General features: G+C 38.2%; 17 protein-coding genes. 5 read left to right on the forward strand and 12 right to left on the reverse strand.

Annotated elements, in window-relative coordinates; translation table 11 throughout:
• The 10 genes from porL to pgi form a co-directional block, all read right to left on the reverse strand.
• A complete protein-coding gene (gene porL, locus ADHAQ_RS0113865; RefSeq protein ID WP_026463446.1) occupies window positions 1-807 on the reverse strand; it encodes a type IX secretion system motor protein PorL/GldL in 807 nt (268 codons plus the stop codon).
• Between the two features lie 55 nt (window positions 808-862).
• Window positions 863-1,888 carry a T9SS ring complex lipoprotein PorK/GldK gene (gene porK / locus ADHAQ_RS0113870; protein ID WP_026463447.1) on the reverse strand — a complete coding sequence of 342 codons (1,026 nt, stop codon included), beginning with the start codon at window positions 1,886-1,888 and terminating at the stop codon, window positions 863-865.
• Between the two features lie 191 nt (window positions 1,889-2,079).
• Complete coding sequence (locus ADHAQ_RS0113875) at window positions 2,080-3,045, reverse strand: PorP/SprF family type IX secretion system membrane protein (RefSeq protein ID WP_026463448.1); 966 nt, start codon at window positions 3,043-3,045, stop codon at window positions 2,080-2,082.
• Between the two features lie 167 nt (window positions 3,046-3,212).
• On the reverse strand, window positions 3,213-4,010 hold the full coding sequence (locus tag ADHAQ_RS0113880; protein ID WP_026463449.1) for a uroporphyrinogen-III synthase: 798 nt from the start codon (window positions 4,008-4,010) through the stop codon (window positions 3,213-3,215).
• A gap of 48 nt (window positions 4,011-4,058) precedes the next feature.
• On the reverse strand, window positions 4,059-5,153 hold the full coding sequence (locus ADHAQ_RS0113885; protein ID WP_026463450.1) for a DUF4271 domain-containing protein: 1,095 nt from the start codon (window positions 5,151-5,153) through the stop codon (window positions 4,059-4,061).
• A 79-nt stretch (window positions 5,154-5,232) separates the two neighbouring features.
• Window positions 5,233-6,264, reverse strand: a complete 1,032-nt coding sequence (locus tag ADHAQ_RS0113890) for an MraY family glycosyltransferase (RefSeq protein ID WP_034256821.1) — start codon at window positions 6,262-6,264, stop codon at window positions 5,233-5,235.
• Between the two features lie 151 nt (window positions 6,265-6,415).
• Window positions 6,416-6,820 (reverse strand): hypothetical protein, encoded by a 405-nt coding sequence (locus ADHAQ_RS0113895; RefSeq protein WP_026463452.1) that lies wholly within the window; start codon window positions 6,818-6,820, stop codon window positions 6,416-6,418.
• A gap of 4 nt (window positions 6,821-6,824) precedes the next feature.
• Window positions 6,825-7,544 carry a lipoyl(octanoyl) transferase LipB gene (gene lipB, locus ADHAQ_RS0113900; RefSeq protein ID WP_026463453.1) on the reverse strand — a complete coding sequence of 240 codons (720 nt, stop codon included), beginning with the start codon at window positions 7,542-7,544 and terminating at the stop codon, window positions 6,825-6,827.
• A gap of 41 nt (window positions 7,545-7,585) precedes the next feature.
• Complete coding sequence (locus ADHAQ_RS0113905; RefSeq protein ID WP_026463454.1) at window positions 7,586-8,566, reverse strand: type I phosphomannose isomerase catalytic subunit; 981 nt, start codon at window positions 8,564-8,566, stop codon at window positions 7,586-7,588.
• Between the two features lie 17 nt (window positions 8,567-8,583).
• On the reverse strand, window positions 8,584-10,233 hold the full coding sequence (pgi, locus tag ADHAQ_RS0113910) for a glucose-6-phosphate isomerase (RefSeq protein ID WP_026463455.1): 1,650 nt from the start codon (window positions 10,231-10,233) through the stop codon (window positions 8,584-8,586).
• 82 nt (window positions 10,234-10,315) lie between these two features.
• Here pgi and ADHAQ_RS0113915 point away from each other — a divergent pair, with 82 nt between their 5' ends.
• From ADHAQ_RS0113915 to ADHAQ_RS0113930, 4 genes are all read left to right on the forward strand, one after another.
• Window positions 10,316-10,672, forward strand: a complete 357-nt coding sequence (locus ADHAQ_RS0113915) for a YraN family protein (protein ID WP_026463456.1) — start codon at window positions 10,316-10,318, stop codon at window positions 10,670-10,672.
• Window positions 10,673-11,390: 718 nt separating this feature from the next.
• Window positions 11,391-14,528 (forward strand): SusC/RagA family TonB-linked outer membrane protein, encoded by a 3,138-nt coding sequence (locus ADHAQ_RS0113920; RefSeq protein WP_051359925.1) that lies wholly within the window; start codon window positions 11,391-11,393, stop codon window positions 14,526-14,528.
• 41 nt (window positions 14,529-14,569) lie between these two features.
• Window positions 14,570-16,180: a RagB/SusD family nutrient uptake outer membrane protein gene (locus ADHAQ_RS0113925; RefSeq protein ID WP_026463458.1), complete on the forward strand. Its 1,611-nt coding sequence runs from the start codon at window positions 14,570-14,572 to the stop codon at window positions 16,178-16,180.
• A gap of 199 nt (window positions 16,181-16,379) precedes the next feature.
• Complete coding sequence (locus tag ADHAQ_RS0113930; RefSeq protein WP_026463459.1) at window positions 16,380-18,608, forward strand: CRTAC1 family protein; 2,229 nt, start codon at window positions 16,380-16,382, stop codon at window positions 18,606-18,608.
• A gap of 34 nt (window positions 18,609-18,642) precedes the next feature.
• On the opposite strand, the gene ADHAQ_RS0113935 is transcribed toward ADHAQ_RS0113930, so the two are convergent.
• Together ADHAQ_RS0113935 and htpG are read right to left on the reverse strand one after the other, a co-directional pair.
• A complete protein-coding gene (locus ADHAQ_RS0113935) occupies window positions 18,643-19,635 on the reverse strand; it encodes a toxin-antitoxin system YwqK family antitoxin (protein WP_051359926.1) in 993 nt (330 codons plus the stop codon).
• Window positions 19,636-19,736: 101 nt separating this feature from the next.
• On the reverse strand, window positions 19,737-21,560 hold the full coding sequence (htpG, locus tag ADHAQ_RS0113940; RefSeq protein WP_026463461.1) for a molecular chaperone HtpG: 1,824 nt from the start codon (window positions 21,558-21,560) through the stop codon (window positions 19,737-19,739).
• Between the two features lie 215 nt (window positions 21,561-21,775).
• On the opposite strand from htpG, the gene ADHAQ_RS28125 reads away from it, so the two are divergent.
• Window positions 21,776-22,111, forward strand: coding sequence for a hypothetical protein (locus ADHAQ_RS28125; protein WP_157433420.1), 336 nt, complete (start codon window positions 21,776-21,778; stop codon window positions 22,109-22,111).
• Window positions 22,112-22,482: the final 371 nt, after the last annotated feature.

Consider the following 22,482-nt stretch of genomic DNA (forward strand, 5'->3'; position numbering starts at 1 on the left):
TTAAACCCCTGGTGAACGCATAGCGTTCAACATATTGCCATAAACAGTATTTAAAGAATGTAAGTTTTGTGTTAAACGGCTTACTTCATTTTTAAACTGTTCTGTATCCTTAGAAGCATCGGTTAAGTTTTCCATAGCAGTTGTTAAGCTACCATAGAACTTGTTCATAGATTTCAGGTGATTATTTGCATCCTGTAATTCCATTTCATAAACAGCATTAAGCGCACCTAAATTTTTAGTTACGTTTTGTACTTGCTCATGATATTCTCTTGCATCAGAAGTGGCACCTGCCATTTGGGTAATGGCTTCTACAGTAGTAGCATAAGCTTGAGTTATTTTCTCAAGAGAAGTAGTTGCTGTTCTAACTTTAGTAGTATACTCCTGAGTAGCTACTGTAGCATTACTTAAGTCTGCCATTTGAGCAGTAGTTTCGCTTAAACGGTTTAATCCTTGACCAAGAGAGCTAATAGTCGCAGGCGTAACATTAGCATCACGTAGCATTTTGTCTAAATCATCTGTCAGGGAAGGTCCACCAGTGTTGGTAGCAATTTTTCTGGTTGGTCCAGTATAATCATCAGCTAACTCAGGATAAACCCGGGTCCAATCTGGTTCATTGCCTTGTGGCTGAAAAGCACTTAAAAAGAATATAATTGCTTCTGTACCTAAACCAACTATTAACATTTGGTTGGCTCCAGGCCAGTGCATGATTTTAAATAATGCGCCAACAATTACAATTGCGGCACCGATGCCATATATCTTAGGCATTACTTTGTCGAAGAAAGCATTTCCACCTTTTGCTGTACTCATTTTATTTTATTGTTTGTTTATTTGTTTGTGAATTAGGGGTAATAATAATAGTTTGTTATCTATATTTTTCTTCAGTATCGCCCAGCATAATCATGGAGCAACGGAAACCAATATAAGATCTTGCGGAATCTTGATATTCAAAATTACGAGTACCTGTTTCTAAGAAATAGGCAATATCCTTCCAAGAACCACCTCTTACCACTTTACGCGGTTCTTTGTCATTATAATAAGTAGGGTTTAAGTCCCAAACAACCGGAACGGCTGCATCATTATAAGCATCTTCGCACCACTCAGCCACGTTACCAGCCATATCAAACAAGCCGAAATCGTTAGGCAGGTATTTACCAACTGGAGCTGTATAACTATAACCATCGCTGTAGTAATCGCCACGGCCCGGTTTAAAGTTTGCTAACATACATCCTTTTGCATTTCTCATATAAGGACCGCCCCAAGGATAAGTAGCCAAATTCCGGCCGCCACGGGCAGCATATTCCCACTCTGCTTCTGAAGGTAATCTAAAGTTTGGACTTGCCGCTCTTTCTTTTTCTGTATTGCTGGCAGTTTTTAATTTAGTACGCCAATCGCAAAAATACTTAGCTGCAAACCAATCCACCCCAACTACCGGATATTCATCAAAAGCCGGATGGCTGTAATAATACTGCATCATTGGGTCGCCCATCGAATAAGTAAAATCACGCATCCAAACTGTAGTATCCGGATATAACTCTGTCATTACATATTCTTCACCTAGTACATCTAAAGAGTCCTCCCGGATAGCATTCATGAATTGACGGTATTCGTTATTCGTGATTTCAGTCTCATCCATATAAAACCCACGAATGGTAACTTGCCTATTTAAATTTGCCATGGAGGCAGCAATATCCTGGTCGGTTTGCCCCATATGGAAAGTTCCTCCCGGGCAAGGCACCATCCCAAATGGAACCTCTTGGGGATTAAATTCAGGACGATCCTGTGCACCAATCAAATCTCCTGTATCATCTTGACCTCTATTAAACAACCCGCATCCACTCAGGTAAATGGTTACAAGCCCTAAAGAGAACAACTTTATAAACTTATTCATGATCTATTATAAAAGGTAAAATTTTCTCTATTTTATTAATTTTATATTTCTAAGCAAATTTATAAAATGAAAAATTCAAAAACAATATCATAAATTTGCGATTAGTTTGAAATCCTAGTTGAAAATCAATAATTTATAAGAATGCTTATTTTTTTTCACCTTAAAAAATTCCAAAACTTGATAGTTTCAAGTTAAAACGTATAGCGTGGTGTTCTTACTGGTGGTTTAATTAAATTAGCTGGTTTAGGAAACACATAGGATAACATTAACTCCTGAGAAGAGCGAGCCTTTGCTTCTACTCCAAATCTTGTCAGATCATATGCAAAGCCTACCCGTAGATTATTATCTTTAAGCAAATTTGCTCCTACCATCCCTGTTATACCTTCCTGCAACCTGTAACCGGCTCCAAACCAAAACTTTTCATTATATGTAACTCTACCCCCTGCTTCTAAAGATAGTTGGTTAAAGTCATATTTTACAATAGCTGTTGGAGTTACGACTATACCCTGTGAAGGGTTTAAATTTACACCTGCCACTACAAAAAAATGGTTTCTAGAAGTAACTGACCCAACTCCCGGAGTCCGGGTTCTCGCGCTATCTTCAAAAACGTATTTAGCCTGCAATAAATTATTTACACTTGCCCCTAAATAAAATTTTTCTGATTGATACCAGACACCTGTTCCTAAATCAAACTTCTGATCTGCACTATTTTCCGGAACACTTGGGTCGCCCGGATCATTAGGACGGTACCTGCCTTTGGTAATCCGCATCATAATACCCTGCACCCCAATACCTAACGTACCGGCCCCCAATTTAATGTGCTGAGAATAGGATAAAGTTGCATTTGTGCTTTTTGTTGCACCTAATTGATCTTGAATAACATACATTCCCATACCTCCCTTCACGGAGTAGATAGGCACAGATAAGCTAAAAAGTGCTGTTTTGGGTGCTCCCCCGTCATCAAAACTTGCCTGATAGCCAGTCCATTGAGTACGGAAAATACCCGTTAGCTCAGTACGCCCCGTTATTCCGGCATAACCAGGGCTCAGGTACATACCATTAAAAGCATAATGGCTAAACTGTGGCAGCTGCTGGGCGAAAGCATTAAAACCGAATAACAAGAAACTTATTAGAAACGGGTAGAAAACTTTTCTCATGCTATAGGGAAACGTATAAATCAAGAATTTGCAGAAATAACGCCAAATTACACTGTTCTGGTATACTGGGTGTAATATATTAATATTTAGCCATTCCTGCTATCTTACTTTATACTTATACATACAATCTAAATTACCGACAGTACGTAAAAAAGCTAAGAAAGGTCCTATTTTTTCCCAAAATGTTTTTGGATATAAACTTCTATTGCCCCCGTCATGGATGGAGCGTTAGGCATTGGAGCCACTATATCCAATTCCAGGCCGGCATCAATCACAGCCTGAGCGGTGGTAGGCCCAAACGCTGCAATACGAGTGTTACCCTGCACAAAATCAGGAAAATTCTGAAACAAAGAATGAATACCGGACGGACTGAAGAAAGCAATACAATCGTATTTTACTTCTGCCAGATCGGATAAATCTGCTGCGACTGTTTTGTAAATTATTGCTTCTGTAAAATGAAAATTGTTATCATTCATAAACTTCGGAATATCATCTTTCCGAATATTTGAACATGGGAATAAAAACTTTTCGTTTTTATGTTTTTTGATGATATCAAAAAGATCAGTTGCCGTTTTTTCGCCGACAAATAACTTGCGTTTACGAAGAACAATATATTTCTGCAGGTAATAAGCAGTCTGATCAGAAATACAGAAATATTTCATTTCCGCAGGCATCTCTATTTTGCTTTCCGCACAAATCCTGAAGAAATGATCAACAGCATTACGGCTGGTAAAAATTATCGCCGTATGTTCCAGGATGTTGATTTTATCTTTACGGAATTCTTTAAAAGGCACAGGATCAACCTGAATAAATTCCCTAAAATCAACTTTAATACCGTATTTATTGGCAATAACTAAATAAGGAGAATTATCATTGATAGGTTTTGGTTGGGTTACCAAAATACTAGAAATCTTTATGGTATGCCTATTCGGATTAACAACCCCCTTGTCTTTATTCTCAGCCATATTAAGGTATCAAACTAAATTTTATTTATTTAAAAAAACGAAAATGTTTTAATAATTAAACACGATTAATTTTAGCAAAATAATAAGTGGTATTATTTCGGTGGCGCAAATGTACGAAAACAAATGTAGATTTCTAAGTGTGACCTTTTTATTTAAAGTATAAATTATTCTGATTACTGTTATAATTAGAATGCAGGTAACAACTACGTTGGAAATTAAAAGAACTGTATTGGGCATAATAGAATTAAGCGCTAAATAAAGCATCATAACCATCGGCAATGATATACCCAGAAATAAAGTTGTTCTAATAAACTCCCGGTACTGCAAAGAAACTAAGGCTGTAAGATCAAATACATATCCCATTAATGTTAAAAACAAAAATTTAAGCAGCAAAAAGGATAATATAAGAAAGGTGTAGAACAAAATCCGGGTAATAATGGCCTTTTCAGAAACAGCAAAGAGCCGGTTAAAAATCACTACATTTTGAATATTGGTATGGATAGCCACAATCAACAAAGCAAAGGAAAGAGAGAAGGCTATCAGGAAAAGAATACTGGACCAACTACTAATTGGCTTAGCCAGGAACCCTTCATCCAAGGCAGAACGCCGGGTAAAACTTCCTATCCGGAATAAACTGTAAAAATCTGAGGTATAACTGGTGCGTAAAATTCCATACAGAACACCCAGAAAAAGAAGTGAAATAATGAAAGTATTATAATTAGGCACGTTATGTACCTTATTTCGGATCAGACTCCTTTTCCGGCTGGTTGCAGAAGCCATAAGCTCTGTATCCTGGGCATTTTTAAAAGTAGCAACATCGGGTTGTTCCAGAGGATGCCAAACACACAACAAATACCGGTCTGTCGGCTTATCAGATTTGATATATTTACTTAAATTTAATTCATAAGTAGCTACCGAATCAGCGGTAAATAATAATTGATTATTAATAAAAAGGCATAAATCTTTTTTGGCGGTGAAGCTTATTCTAAAGGGCCGGTCGCGGCGGATATCAACCCATTGATACAGGGCGGCTGCCTGACCGTAAATTTCCGGAATATATAAATTAAACTGGGCGGACTGTGGTCGGTAAAGTAGCCAATCGGAACTTATACGGTTTTCAGAAGCAGGCCTGTAATAAGGCAAACTATCTTCTGCAAAACATATTGAGGAGCAAAAACTAAAAAATAAAAGTACAAAAAGCCAACCTCTAACTTTCTTTAAGCTAAGACACACGCTGCACGCTTCTGCTTTTATATACACCCAAAAAGAAACTTAAAATAATGGAAAATAAAACTAAAATACCTATGATATAAGGATTACCAAGTTCAGCAAACATGAATACAAAAACGATTACTGCTATATTGATGAAGGCCAAAATCAGCACTGTATTCATTTGCTGAAACCCCATTCCTAAAACCCGATGATGAATATGGTTCTTATCTGGGGAGAAAGGAGAGATTCCTTTAGAAATACGTATAATGGAAACCCGCAATGTATCGAAAAGCGGAATAAACAATATACCAATAGCCACGGATGGCGAAGAGGGCACTGCCTGCATCTCAATAAACTGTATAGTCATTACTGATATAATAAATCCACATACCAAGGAACCGGTATCTCCCATAAATATGGAAGCTTTATGAAAATTATAACGTAAAAACCCTAATATTCCACCGATTAAACAAACAGCTACATAAGAAAAGTTCTGGTACATTACACCGCCGTGTTGGTAGAAAAACCAACCAAAGGTACAGGAAATGATTAATACCATAGAGCCCGCCAATCCATCTAAACCATCAATCAGATTAATAGCATTAGTTATTCCAACTATTACCAAAAAAGTAAAGGCATAGCTAATTCCTACCGGTAGCTCGTGAATACCTAAAATTCCTTGAAAACTTGTAATCCGGATATCAGCAATTATCATTACAATGCCCGTAGCCAGTAACTGAACCGCAAACTTTTTTGCGGGAGAAATGGTGACTAAATCATCCTTTAAGCCTATAAAAAATAATATAATACACCCTGCTAGTAATTGTTGTACCCCATTACTTAAATCCCCGAAAATAGTAAGCGCCGACATAAATCCACCAAATACAGCCAACCCACCTAAACGAGGAGTAAGGGACTCGTGCACAGTACGCAAATTAGGTTTATCTAGAATATTTTTGAGATGGGCTACATAAATAATAGAAGGCACTGCAAACATTGCCACCAGAAAAGACCAGCAAAAAGAAAGTATTAGTTGGATCATAAATAAATAATGGAAAGGAAAAAATTTCCTTTTAACAACCTGTAAAACTCACTAAAAATGCAGTTTAATACTTATTAGGCGAAAGTATATTAAAACAGCAATATTAGCTTAATATAATCTTATGAAAATAAATAAAGCTACCAGGTAAATCTTAATTATGCAATACTCCCCTTTTTTCTAAAATTGAAATATCGATTAAATTATTTTCGACAATGCTATCCGGAACAAAAATAAATTTCTTATCAAAAATTTTCTTCCCCACATAGTAGCTAACCCAAAACTCGTTATTTATATGAAAAATTGCCGGATCAATTGGCTCTACTTTTACAAAACTTTTAGGCTCAACTTGCTCAAACATATGCCTAAGCACCGAAGTTTTTATCTCCTCTCCCTCATGGGTACCATATCCCTTGGATGCTACTAAAACATTGTCCAGGAAAAAGGAATTGTTATTTATGAGGTAAACATTCCAGATATCCTGGCCAAATTCATTTTGTTCAAGAGCAATAGCAATTGAAACTCCTTCTACCGGTTCAAAAGCAATATCTTTCTTCATTAGCCTATATATGAATTGTAGCCTCAAAAAGTTGTGAAAAATGTTTCAAAAGCTTAGTCTCAACCTCAGGCAAAGGCACTTGGTAACCCAACTCCTGCTGAAGTGACGTAACCGCTTTATCGGTTATTCCACAAGGAACAATATTATTAAAATAATCCAGATTGGTATTTACATTTAAAGCAAAACCGTGCATGGTAACCCACCGGCTACATTTAACGCCCATGGCACAGATTTTACGAGGCCGCTCTTGCTTCTCATGGTCCAGCCAAACTCCGGTTAAACCCGAAATCCGCCCGGCTACTACACCATAATCCGCCAACGTAAGTATTACAGATTCTTCTAACAGCCGCAGGTATTTATGAATATCGGTAAAAAAATTATCCAGATCTAAAATGGGATACCCTACCAATTGGCCTGGTCCATGATAAGTAATATCGCCTCCCCGGTTTATTTTGTAATAAGAAGCTTCTTTTTGTTTTAGAAGCTCCTCATTAATCAATAAGTTATTTTCCGACCCGCTTTTACCTAAGGTATATACGTGCGGGTGCTGGCAAAAAAGTAAATAATTAGGCGTTACTTTCTCTTCGTCCGGAGCTAACCCACGATTAGCTGTCTTGATAGCAATTACATCAGCAAATAATTTCTCCTGGTAATCCCACGCCTCTTTATAATCTATTATACCCAAGGGCACAAAGGAAATATCTTTGTTAAGCTTATTATTCACGCTGAATGTTTTCTATGGCTAGAAATAGATTATCTTATAAATTAAGGCACAAAGCTTTCCAGTATTTTACAATCTGATACTGGCGTTAAAACCACTGTTTTTAGTGAAGCTGGCACCAAAACAGAATCTCCTGATTTCAAACTTATTTGAACGGCTCCATATTGCAGTGTACCTTCTCCGCTTAAGCATACTAAAATTACAAACGAATCCAGCTCCTGATAATTACGTTCTAAGGTTTCGTTAAAATTTAAAACATTGGTTTTAAAATAAGTACTCTCCACCAACTGGACAGCCTTATTATGCTCCGGAGAGTAATCTGTTTTATACGAATCGTAGTATTTGTAATCTATAGCATCTAAGGCTTCCTCGGTATGCAGCTCTCGTTTCTGCCCCTCATCATCAACCCGATCAAAATCATAAATGCGGTAAGTTATATCGCTACTTTGCTGAATTTCGGCTAACAGCAAACCTTTGCCAATGGTATGAACCCGCCCGGCAGGAATATAGAAAACATCATCTGCTTTAACCTGCTCCTGGTTTAAAATTTCGTTTAATGTTCCAGCCTCCAGGTGTTTCAGGTAAACTTCTTTATTAACCTCCTGATTAAAACCAGTGATTAATTTGGCTCCTTCATCTGCCTGGATTATGTACCACATTTCAGTTTTTCCTAAACTTTGATGGCGGCTTTGGGCTAAAGCATCATCCGGATGCACCTGTATGGAAAGATCTTCGTTGGCATCAATAAACTTAACTAATAAAGGAAACTCATCGCCAGAACTTTCATATACCTTTTTTCCGACTAAGTCCTGCTTATACTCTTTTATTAAATCTGTAAGCGCACGGCCGGCCAAATCACCTTCAGCCACAACGGACACATTCCCTTTTACTCCTGATATCTCCCAGGTTTCCCCACAGTTTTTTAAAGGGGAGAAATCTTTATTAAGTACTGTTTTTATTTTCTCACCACCCCAGATTTTATCTTTGAAAATGGTTTTAAATTTTAAAGGATATAAAGCTGTCATTTTTTCTTTACCCAAAATTATTTACGCATTTCTTTATAGGCATTAATTAACCCATTGGTAGACGAATCATGCGAGGATATCTCCTCTTCGTTCACTAATTCCGGCAACACCTTTTTAGCTAATTGTTTTCCTAGCTCTACGCCCCACTGATCAAAGCTAAATATATTCCAGATAACCCCCTGCACAAATATTTTATGCTCGTACATCGCTATTAAACTACCTAAGGTGCGCGGATCTAACACTTTAAATAAAATAGAATTGGTAGGACGGTTACCCGTGAAAACTTTGAAAGGGGCTAGCTCTTTAATTTCTGCTTCGGACAAACCTTCTTGCTTCAGTTCTTCTATTACATCCTGCAGAGTTTTACCGTTCATTAAAGCTTCGGTCTGAGCAAAGAAGTTAGAAAGCAACTTGGCATGATGATCGCCTATTGGATTGTGGCTTTGGGCTGGTGCCAGAAAATCACAAGGAATAAGTTGCGTTCCCTGGTGTATTAATTGGTAAAAAGCGTGTTGACCGTTGGTACCTGGTTCACCCCAAATAATCGGACCAGTTTGATATGATACCTTGTTGCCTTCCCGGTCGATGTATTTACCATTACTTTCCATATTACCTTGTTGGAAGTAGGCCGGGAAGCGGTGCATGTATTGGTCATAAGGTAAAATTGCTTCGGATTGTGCGCCAAAGAAGTTCACATACCAGATACCAATCAGCGCCAGTAACACCGGTATATTTTTCTCAAAGTGCGTCATCCGGAAATGTTGGTCCATGGCGTGTGCACCTTCTAATAACTGTATATAATTATCAAATCCGATAGCACAGGCAATAGAAAGACCAATGGAAGACCATAAAGAATAACGGCCACCTACCCAGTCCCAGAATACAAACATATTCTCTTCGGCAATACCGAATTTTTTTACTGATTCCAGGTTAGTAGAAATAGCCACAAAATGTTTGGCTACATCTTCAGGCTGTCCATGCTTTAAAAACCATTCTTTGGCAGTTTCAGCATTGGTCATGGTTTCCTGGGTAGTAAAGGTTTTGGAAGCAATCATAAAAAGAGTGGTTTCCGGATCTACCTTCTTAAGCGTTTCGGCAATATGGGTACCATCCACGTTAGAAACAAAATGTACCTGCAACCCTTCTTTCTGGTAAGGCTTTAAGGCCTCTGTAACCATATACGGGCCTAAATCAGATCCGCCAATACCTATATTAACAATATGTTCGATAGCTTTTCCGGTAAAACCTTTCCATTCTCCGGAATTAACTTTCTCCGAAAAATCTTTCATCTGGTCCAACACCCGGTTTACATCCGGCATCACATCCTTACCATCTTCCAAAACCGGATCATTAGACCGATTCCGTAAGGCCACGTGTAATACTGCCCGGTTTTCACGCAGGTTAATTTTCTCACCATTGAACATTTTCTCAACAGCGTCTTTTAACTCTGCCTCTTCTGCTAATTCCAGAAGAATTTCCAATGTTTGCTCATTGATAATATTTTTAGAATAATCAACTAAAATATTTTCAAAGTGTAAAGAATATTTGGAAAAGCGGCTTGGTTCAACGGCAAACAAATCAATCATGTGCTTACTTTTCATGATTTCATAATGCTGTTCCAGTTTTTTCCAGGCATTTGTGGTAATGGGATTGATATTTTTTAACATAATGAATAGCTTCTTTAGAAACGTGAAATTACTAACAATCAGTAAAAATTAAGCAAATAGATATAAAATAGTATAAAGTACCATGGCCAAGCATAATATTACTGGTGCAAAGGGAGAAGAATTAGCTACAAGTTATTTACAGCAAAAAGGGTACCTGATACTGAAACGCAATTTCCGGTATAAGCGGGCAGAAATTGACATCATAGCGCAAAAAAATAATATCCTAGTATTTGCTGAAGTAAAAACAAGAACCTCCAGCCAGTATGGCTACCCGGAAGATTTTGTAAATCAGAAAAAAATAAATTTATTTTTATTAGCAGCCGAAGAATACATCACCGAAATAAACTGGCTACATGATATCAGGTTTGATATTATTGCCATTACTTATAGCTCAGCAAACAACTCTAACATCCTTCATATTGAAGATGCTTTTCATTAAAACTTCTATCAAACCATCTTCTGGCTTATTTTAAACATGTTCAGAAACTTAACCCTTCCCATCTAAAATTTACTTCATTTTTGCACTTGTTAAAAGGCCAATAATAAAAATGGCTTATTGTAAATCTGCCCGAAATAAAAATTTATAAAAAACTAAAGCGCAACCTCAATAAACAATTTTTAATATCATGCCTAATTTTAAATATTTTTCAACTAATAAAAAGAACAAACATTAAGAATTTTATTATAAAATCACCCAACTAGTGCACATTTCATTTTTTATAATATTTTTTTCATATTTTTTTTTCTTATTTAAATTTATTTCAACACTTCTCTTAAAACAATAAACATTTTAAATATTTAAGTTTTTTCAAAAACAAAATAGTGCTTTTTAGATTATTTATTAGAATATTTAATGCACGATTATCAATTAAAGCTTGATGGATTAGCTCCCTTCAACTGTAAATGATAAGGGTATAGTAACTTTAAACCTAAAAATTAATTCAGCCTATAGATTAAAAAAGTCCACTAACACCAGATCTTACTCCCATAATCAACAAGCTTGTAAGAAGCAGTGCCCTTATACAAGCCCTTTAGCTTTTATACATCATAAGATTAAGTTCATTAAAATGTAGTACTCTTAATTGACACACAAGCAAAAGGATTACAATAAATTACTTTTTATTATTTTTTAACTACCACAATCAAACAATTCACTTATGAAAAACAACTTTACCATGTTACCAAAGCTCTCATTTGCTTTGGATCAAGTAGCGTTAAGATCAAAATACGTCCTCACGTGTTTTGCTCTTATCTTCTTTTCCTTACAACTTAGTGCCCAGAATGCTGCCGTTAGAGGTCGGGTTAGCGATGAAAAAGGCGAAGGTTTACCAGGGGTAACCGTGCTTGTAAGAGGAACAACCAATGGTGCCGTTACGGATGCAAACGGTGGCTTCTCTATTAATGCTCCAAGCAACGGAACTTTAGTAATATCTTATGTAGGTTATAACACCCAGGAGGTGGCTATTAATGGCCGCAGCAATATTAATATATCTCTAAAAACTGATGCGAAAGCTTTAGAAGAATTAGTAGTAGTAGGTTACGGTGTTCAGAAAAAAGAATCGGTAACAGGTGCTATTGCTTCCGTTTCTGCTAAGCAAATTGCCGAGATGCCAGTACCAAACGTAGCACAAGCACTGCAAGGTAGAGCAGCTGGTGTGCAGGTAACTAACACTGGTGGTCCTGGTACAAACCCGGTAGTACGTATTAGAGGCATAGGTTCAGTAAGCTTTAACTCTGAGCCGTTATACGTAGTAGACGGTGTTCCAACTGGCGGACTTAACGGTATCAACACCCAAGATATTGCTTCTGTTGAGGTATTAAAAGATGCGGCTGCAACTGCTATCTACGGTTCAAGAGCTGCTAACGGTGTTGTTATCATCACTACTAAATCTGGTGGCAGAGATGGCAAAATGCGGGTAACTTTAGATTCAAACTATGGTACGCAGCATGTTACCAGAAAATTAGATCTTTTAAATACGGAAGAGTATTTACGTTATGCAGAAACGCTTATCAGAAATGCTAATCCTACAGCGAACTTACCAACCAGATTTTCTCAATTAGATCAGCCAATTTATCCTGGTGCTACTCAAACTTACCGTCAGACTAACACTGACTGGCAAGATGAATTATTCAGATCTGGTTTGATTACACAACATAACTTAACCCTTTCTGGTGGTAATGAAAGATCTCAGTTCTTCACTAACGCTGGTTACTTTAAACAAGAAGGTACTATGGTGGGTACAGGTTTCCACCGTTATAGCTTACGTTTAAATTCCAATCATAAATTAGGTGAGAGATTTACTATAGGTCAGAACTTAACTGGTTCTTATGGTAATCAACGTTATGACAATGCTGGTAACAGAACGAAATTAGTTAATGCAATCCGTTCTCAACCGTATATGCCAGTTTATGATCCAACTAGGCAAGGTGGCTTCAGAGAATCAGATGCTTCCGATTCATCAGATCCATCTAACCCAATCAGAGAAGCGGTAATGGATGATTACCGGAACTTAAATACAAAAATATTAGGTAACATTTTTGTTGAAGCTAAAATCACTGACTGGTTACGTTTCAGAACAACAGGTGGTCTAGATTACTATAACAACAGAAACAGCGTATACCTGCCAATCTATAATGCTGGCGGTGCTGTTACCAGACCAAACGCTACAATCCAAAACAACCGTAACACTGGTCATTCATTACTGAATTCAAACCAGTTAACTTTTGATAAAACTTTTGGTGACCACTATGTAAATGCAATTGCAGTACAAGAAAGCCAAAGCTTTAAAAACAATGCTGAAAACGTAAGTGGTTCGCAGCCTAACAACATTGTACAAACTTTAACCAACGCTGGTAACTTAGCTGTAGGTATCGGTTTTGAAGAAAGTTTAATTTTATCCTACCTGTCTCGTGTTAACTACGAATACAAGGGCAAATATTTATTAAGCGCTTCTTTCCGTCGTGATGGTTCTTCTAAATTTGCCCCAGGCAACAAATGGGGTAACTTCCCGGGTGCTTCCATCGGATGGCGCTTAACTGAGGAGCCGTTCATGAAAGGTATCACTCAATTATCTGACTTAAAATTAAGAGCTAGCTACGGTAAAGTAGGTTTCAATGGCTTAGGTAACTATCCATGGCAAGTACTTGCTCAGGTAAATGCTGCAGCTTATCCTTTCACATCAGTTGGAACTCCAACGCCAGCTTCTTTCTACTCAGGTATTGCTAACCGTCAGTTAAGATGGGAAATCACCAGCATGGTTAATGGTGGTATCGACGTAGGTTTATTCAACAACAAAGTTACTTTCTCTGCTGAATACTTCGAAAGAACTACTGACAAAGACTACGGTCTGATTTTATCTGTTCCAACTCCTAACTCATTTGGTTTCAACGGTGCTGGTGTATTTGCTAACGTAGGTACTATGAAAAACAAAGGATGGGAATTCATGGCTGGCTACAACGAAAACGAGAAAGCTTTGAAATGGAGTGTAAATGCTAACTTAACCAGAATCAGAAACGAAGTAGTTACTTTAACAAGTGCTAGTGCGGTTATTGATGCTGCTGGTAATCAGGATTTCGGTTCTAACCAAATTACACGTACCCAGGCCGGTCAGCCAATCCAATCATTCTACGGATGGCAGGTTGATCGCTTATTCCGCGATTCTGATGATGTAAGAAACTCACCAAAACAAGAAAACGGAACTAGCGCCGGTGACATTAAGTTCAAGGATTTAAATGGTGATAACATCATCAATGATGCCGACAGAACTTTCATTGGTAGCTATTTACCTAACTTCAGCTACGGTATTAATGCAACTGCTAACTACAGAAACTTTGATTTAACTTTATTCTTCCAAGGCGTACAGGGTAACGAAATTTACAATGCTAGCCGCGTAATCAGTGAAGGTGGTCAAAGATTATTTAACGCTGGTTCGCAAGTATTAAATGCCTGGACTCCAACTAACACCAACACTGACATTCCAAGAATGGTAGCTGGTGACCCTAACCGTAACAACCGTGTATCTGACAGATTTATTGAAGATGGTTCTTATTTAAGATTAAGAAACTTAGTTCTTGGTTATACTATTCCTCAAGCAGCTGTTAGCTCTTTCACTGGTGGTAAATTAAGCAGCTTCAGAGTTTACTTAACTTCACAGAACTTATTCACTATTACTAAATACACTGGATTAGATCCTGAAGTAGGTACTTTAGGAGGTGCCTTATTAGGCAATGGCATTGACTTTGGTCAATATCCAACACCAAGAAGCATATTAGGTGGTATTCAATTATCGTTCTAATAGCATAAAACTTAGTAAGCAATTTTTAAATTAAAATTCCAATGAGAAAAATATATATTTCGGCTTGTTTGTTAGGAGCACTCCTTTTAACAAATTGCCATGATGAATTAGATAAAACGAACCCAAACTTTGTAACAACTGAGAATTATTTCAAAACTGCTGGTGAATTGCAGTTAGCTACTAACAGTATTTACAGCGTGATTGCCTCAAATAACTTAGTTGCCAGGGAGTGGTTCTTCACGCACGTATTAAGAAGCCCGGATTATGCATCAGGTGGAGCCCAGTTAGAAGCTCCCCGGGCCCAGATCCTAAATGGCGGAACTACACCAGACAACGGTTTATTAAACGCGATTTGGAGTAATTTATACATTGTAATTCATAGAGCTAATACGGTTATAGCCAATGCTTCTAATGTTACAGACAATGCTACTTTGCGGGATGCGACAGTAGCTGAGGCACAATTCCTAAGAGCTTGGGCTTATTATGAGTTAGTGAATTTCTTTGGTGCGGTTCCATTATATACAGAGCCAGTAGCTGCCGTAGATGCGTTTAAACCAAGAACTGCCGTAGCCGATATTTATAAACTAATTGAAGCAGATTTAAAAGCTGCTCAAACAGGATTGCCAGCTACCCGATCAGGTGATAATTTAGGCCGTGTTACTTCAGGTGCTGCAACTTTCTTGTTAGGTAAATCTTACATGCAACAAGGTGTAGCTATGTATCCGCAAGCAAAAACTGAATTAACTAAGCTTGTTGGAAGATATTCCTTAGTTTCTAACTATAGCGACAACTTCAGAGAAGAAACAGAATACAATGCTGAATCTATCTGGGAAGTTGGCTTCCAGGGCCGTAGCGATAACGGTTACAACTGGGGTGCAGAAGGTAACGGCGCTACTGCTGCCCGGGCTTCTGTAAGAAACCAAGAAATTAACCCTATTTCATGGCGTAACCTGATCCCGTCTAACGAGTACCTGAACGAGTTTGAAACAACTGCTAAAGGTTCTCCAAAAACAGACCCACGGTTAGATTACTCTGTTTATTTCCCGGTTAAAGGAGATAAACTTGCCAGTGCAGCTGACTTGGGTATTGGTATTACCGGTGATCAATTTGGCCCGGCAAGCAACAGACAGGATATGACTGAAGCCTTACAAGGCGGTGCAGGTACATCCATTATCAATGGCACACCAATTAAAGTAAGCTGGGAGAAATACACCAACCTTTACAAATCTGCTGAAGGCTTCCAGCCAGCTGGTATCAACACCAGAGTTATGCGTTATGCAGAAGTTCTGTTGCTGTTAGCTGAAATCGAGAATGAGCAAGGCAATCAGACTGCTGCTTTAGGTTACTTAAACCAGTTACGTAACCGTCCAAGCGTAATGATGCCTACTTATCCGAATGCACTGTACCCAGCTTCTACAAAAGAACAGGTTTTTGCGGCAATTCGTCACGAAAACCAGGTTGAAAGAGGCGGCGAAGAAGGACGTGATTTTGATGTATTCCGTTGGTTAAAACAAGGCAAAATTGCTAATCCATTCAAAACTTATACCTTCAACCCAGCCAGAGATTTCGTTCTGCCAATTCCACAAGATGAAATCAGTAGAAATCCTCAGTTAGGTAGTGGTGGTATTGATAGACAAAACCCGAATTACTAATCCATACCTGATTAGACAAAAAGGCTCCCAAATATTGGGAGCCTTTTTTTATTTTAGGCCGGTCAGTATATCCTTAGTTATTTTTAGATTGTTTTAGGCCTATACAAAACAGCATTCTTCTATATATTTTAGTCATAAACAGCCAGTTAGGCGCCAAAAATGTAGTATATTTAAGGAATATTTATAAGTTACATCGCTTATGCAAGTGATCCCATTCCTGAGAATAGCCTTTCTAGTTTTACTTTTTGCCGCCTGTAATTCTAAGCCTGCTTCCCATAACCAAATGCTTCAGCTTTTACAAGAGGTAAAAACCAAAACAGATAATGCTGAAAACATTTTTGCCGCACGGGCACAAGATATTTACTACGACTCTTTATTACAATCTTCTTATAGTTTAATGGACGAAGCAAGCTTCACGCAGGCAAGAGCCCACGCCCTATTACAGTTAGGAGAAGAACAAGAAGCTATTACTCTTTTAGAAAACCTGCTAAAGAAGTTTGAAAAGAACGAGACAAATTTTAATACTAAATCAATTAAGGCAGAATTAGCACTGGCTTACTTACGCTTAGGCGAAAGAAGCAATTGTGTCATGCACCATTCTGCTCAAACTTGTATTTTCCCTATTCAGGGCTCGGGAATACACACGCAACCAGTAGGTTCCCAAAAAGCTGTTTTGCTTTATCAGCAACTACTTACCCAATATCCGGATGATTTAAACTACAAATGGTTAATTAACTTGGCCTACATGACCTTAGGTCAATACGAAAACCAAAAAGCCAACCCATTTTTTCTACCCGGTCTAATTACCGAGACCAATCAGCAGGTAAAACCTTTTACAGATGTAGCCACTCATTTAAAATTAGATATAAAAAATATGGGGGGAGGTAGTATTGCCGAAGATTTCGATAACGACGGGTACATAGATTTAGTAACCTCCAGCTGGGATTTAGGCGAACACATGCATTATTTTAAAAATAATGGGGATGGCTCTTTCCAGGACCTATCGACAGAGTCGCGGTTAAAAGATATAACCGGAGGACTCAATATTATGCAGACCGATTATAACAACGATGGTTATAAAGATGTGTTTGTTTTAAGGGGAGCCTGGCTCAAAGGCAAGTTTGGTAATCAACCAAATTCTTTGTTAAAGAATAACGGTGATGGCACCTTCACCGATGTAACTACCACCAGCGGCTTACTTTCCCTTCATCCTAGTCCGGCCGCCACCTGGAATGATTTTAACAATGATGGCTGGGTAGATGTTTTTATTGGCAATGAGCACCGACAAGGAGCACCCGATGATAATCCTTGCGAATTATTTATAAACAATGGAGACGGCACCTTTACTAATATAGCCAAAGAAGCTGCCTGCGATATCAGAAGCTTTGTAAAAGGAGTTACTTCCGGAGATTATAACAACGATGGTCGGATGGATATTTTTATATCTACTATGGAAGGAAAGCGTTACCTGCTTAAAAATAATGGAATTAAAAATAATAGGCCTGTTTTTAAAGATGTAACTGCCCAGGCTAAGCTGGATAAGGAAGAAAGCCGCACATTCCCTACCTGGTTTTGGGATTATAACAATGATGGCTGGCTAGATATATTAGTATGCGATTACAACTTTGAAGGTCAGTTATCTTATTATGCAGCTTCCGAAGCGCTTAATTTACCTGGTCCAAAAAGTGGCATTATTTACTTATACAAAAATAATCAGGACGGCACGTTTAGCAATATTACAGAAGAAGCCGGCTTAAACAAAACAGCTTTTGCGATGGGTGCTAATTTTGGAGATATAGATAATGATGGCTTTTTAGATTTTTACCTGGGTACTGGAAACCCTGATTACGAATCTATTATTCCAAATAAAATGTTTAAGAATGTAGCAGGTAAGCGTTTTGAGGATGTAACCAATGCGGCCCGGGTTGGACATTTACAGAAAGGCCATGGTATTTCCTTTGCCGATATGGATAACGATGGGGATCAGGATATACATATTGATATGGGGGGTGCCTATATCGGAGATGCTTACCAAAGCTCTTTTTTCTTAAATCCGGGCCAGAATAATAACCGATGGATAAACCTGCAGTTAATAGGTACGCAGTCCAATAAAAGTGCCATTGGCTCCCGCATCAAAATAACATTTAAGGAGAATGGCATAACCCGTAGTGTTTACCGCGATGTTAATTCAGGAGGAAGTTTTGGTGCCTCACCTTTCAGAAGAGAAATTGGGATAGGTCAGGCCATAATAATAGATGCCATTACTATTCAATGGCATGGTTCCAACAAAATCCAAACCTTCCGCAACATTAAACCTAACCAATTTTTACGCATTACCGAAGGCAACAGTAAAATAGAAAATGTACCTTTACAGAAATTAAATTTTGAACAAACCAAGCCTGTAAAGGAGTTACTAACACTTAAATAGAGCTAGGGTAATTTGAAGCTTTGGCACATACTTATTATGGTTGTTTAGCCGATGTTCGTTTATCGAGCTTACCTCTTTCATAAATAATGTTATTCTGCCGGTCCCATTCCCGGTACAGGAATGGTTCAAACTGTTCTGAATCCGAGGTTTCCGGGTACTGATACTCATAATGTTTCCGGTTACGGAAAGGCCAGTATTCAATCCAGATACCTACTTTCTTACCATCTTCGTATTGGCCTTCCCAAGCCCGCAAGCCGCTTTCATGAAACATAACATAGTCTCCATTTAGCTTACCTTCGGCATAAGGAATTACTTCTTTGATTTTTGTTCTATCGGCATCATAGTAGTTAATGATAGCGTCCCGCGGAAATCCTTTTTCATAATGGTTCTTGTTCAGGAGAATAAAATCACGATTGTAATTTTCCCAGCGTAAATGGCGCGTACCAACATAAAAGTATCCTTCGGCTACCACTTTTTTACCTATCATTTTTTTATAAGGTCCGTGCAGAATCCGGGCTACTTTCGGATCAATGGTACTGGCTTTATAAATACGCTTCCGTCTGGTGTTAAAATAATATTTGGCTGGTGCATATTTGCTTGGCTCTATGTATTTGGGCAGGTAATAAAAAGTTTCTATGGTAGTATTATTGCCACTGCCATATTTTGTATAGCCGCGCTTAACCCGATAACCTAAAAATTCTCTTTTATTCTTTTTCCGCTTCTTTTTCTTTTTTACCTGAACCAGGGTAGTATCGGCAGTAAGCTCAATATTAGGTTTAGCGGTATCAGCAGCTACGGCAACTGGTGCCGAATTGGTACTCTTAAAAAAGCTGATTCGTCGCTTTTCCTCGGCTTGCGGCACCATGGTTTCGGCATCTATGTTATAGTTGCGTTTACTGCAGCTGGCTATTACTAATATAAAACAGAAAAGGGCTATTGTGTTTTTTAAGATTAAACGCATCAATAAAGTATACCGGAAAAGCTTTTTAATAAACGTAAAGATGAACAGAAAAAGTATTCTTTCCATACACCTATGCTTGGTTTCGGGTTCCAGCTTTATAAAAAACAGTATAAAAGAGAAGAGGCAGAATTCCTCCCGCCTCTTCCAAATTTAAACAATAAGCAAAACTATTCTTTCTCTATAAGTTCCACGCTACGTTTTACAAAAGCGGTAAGCGCCGGACCAGAAAGCATATTTTGCGATAACAAAGCTAAGTCAAAAGCTTGCTTGGCAATCGTTTCCTTTCTATCGTCTGCTGCATTTAAAATACGCTGGCTAATTGGATGGTTAGCATTAATACTTACGTTATAAGTATCTGGCATGCCTCCCATAAACATCATACCACCGCCTCCGGTACGCTGCATATCTTTCATACGACGCATAAACTCTGGCATGGTAACCAGCACCGGCGAATCATTAGGAGAAAGCGGCTCTATGCTAACATGCATATTAGTATTATTTATTGCCTTCTCATAAACCTCTTTCAGTTTGGTTTTTTCGTCTTCGCTTAATACACTTTCTTTTACTTCGTCCTTCTCAACCAGTTTATCAATGGTCTCAGAGTCTACGCGTTTAAGGGTTGTTTTCTCTAACTTTTGCTCTAATAAACCAATAAAGTGCGGATCTATCATGTTATCCAGTTTCAGCACATCGTAACCCCGGTCTTTAGCAGCTTCTACAAAAGCATGTTGTTTTTCTGTATCGGTAGCATATAATAGTACCAGGTTATCGTTTCTGTCTTTCTGGTTTGCCTGTACATATTCTTTGTACTCATCCAGCGTATAGAACTTCTCATCTACGCTTTGTACCAGCGCAAAATTTCTGGCTTTTTCGTAGAATTTGTCGTCGCTGAGCATACCGTATTTCACGAATAACCCAATATCGTTCCATTTGCTCTGGAAGCCTTCACGGTCGTTCCTGAATATCTCAGAAAGTTTATCAGCAACCTTACGGGTAATATAAGTATTTATTTTTTTCACGTTGGCATCGGCCTGCAGGAAGCTACGCGAAACGTTTAGCGGAATATCCGGCGAATCCAGTACCCCGTGCAGTAACATTAAGAATTCAGGAACTACATCTTTAACCTCATCGGTAATAAATACCTGGCGGCTGTATAACTGAATTTTATTTTTCTGCAGTTCAAAGTCATTTTTAACTTTCGGGAAGTACAGAATCCCGGTCAGGTTAAACGGATAATCAACGTTCAGATGTATCCAGAACAACGGTTCTTCGGAGAAAGGATACAGCTCGCGGTAAAAGTTTTTGTAATCCTCATCCGTTAAATCAGCCGGCTGTTTCGTCCAGATAGGCGATGGATTATTGATTACCTCATCTTTAAACTCAACTTCAACCGGTAAAAATTTACAATATTTATTTAAGATAGTTTGAAGACGGGCTTCTTCCAGAAATTCTTCGGAGTCAGCTGCAATATTCAGGATAATATCGGTACCTCTGTCATCCTTATCGGCTTCGGCAATTGTAAATTCGGTGCTACCATCACAGGTCCAGTGCGCGGCCTGCGTATCGTCCTGATAAGATTTTGAAATAATTTCTACTGTATCGGCCACCATAAAAGCCGAATAAAAACCTAATCCAAAATGGCCAATAATCTGATTGGGCTCTGGTTTATCTTTGTATTTTTCTACGAATTCAGTAGCGCCGGAAAAAGCAATCTGGTTAATGTATTTCTTAATTTCCTCGGCGGTCATACCAATACCGCGATCGCTAATGGTAATTTGTTTTTTCTCTTTATCTACTTTAACCTTTACTTTCAGCTCGCCTAACTCACCTTTAAATTCGCCGATTGCGGATAGGCGCTTTAATTTCTGGGTAGCATCTACAGCGTTTGATACCAACTCACGCAGGAATATTTCGTGATCAGAGTAAAGAAACTTTTTAATGATCGGGAAAATATTCTCGGTATGAATGGAAATATTACCTTTTTCTGCCATAACTGTTTTTATCGTTCGTTTAATAGGTTGCTAATAAATCTGAAAACAAGCTTTCAAAAGTTATTCCACAAGTTGCGGAACAGGTCTTTTCGTGACAGGTTGACAGCAAAATATTAATATCAAAAACTAAAAAGTTAAATTTGTCTTGCCTCCTGTTCCTGAAGGCATTTGTTTTGCTAATGTTAGACTTAACTTTTTATTTATAACGGATTAGTGTGCCAACTTATAACCGTAGTGTTGCCTCTTTTCTGTTGTTGCTGCTCAAGCAGGTGCTGGCTCCTGACTTTTTATTTTTAGCGCTGCCCCAGCACACCCACACCATTAAAAAGTGCATTGGAATTACAATTGACAAAATACCAATTACTACTCTTAGTATTTCCTTGGCGCCCTCTACTACTAAATTAGGTACAGTTGTGGTAACAGGTGTATCTGCATATACTAAAATGTGCCGGAACCCAGTACCAACTTCTGTCACTTCAAGCCAAGATTTAAAGCGGCGGACATCTACCAAAATTATAGATGCTATTCCCCGGACGCCAAGCTGTATTTAATAGGAGCTGAAATATTAGTTTAAAAGTAATAGTGCCGCTTTCCTTCCGGAAATAAACTAATTTTTATAATTTAGAGTTATAATACAACCTTCATTTAGAGGCTTATAACGCATGTTTTAGGCCTTTTTTGTTTTTCTGGTAAAACATTGGTAAAACATGAATCATTTACCGGGGCTATAAATGAAAAGCGCCCCCAATGGGAGCGCCCTTCTCTTTCAATTGTGCATTACAAAGATACGAATTCTAATTACATTAGTAAAGCCTTATACATTATTCCTTTTCAGGAAGTAAGCGGCGGCAATTGTCGCTATCACTACCACAATAACCACCCATAGCAAACTCTTATCTGATTTGGTTGCTGTGGGTACGTT

Source organism: Adhaeribacter aquaticus DSM 16391, assembly GCF_000473365.1.
Lineage (GTDB): Bacteria > Bacteroidota > Bacteroidia > Cytophagales > Hymenobacteraceae > Adhaeribacter > Adhaeribacter aquaticus.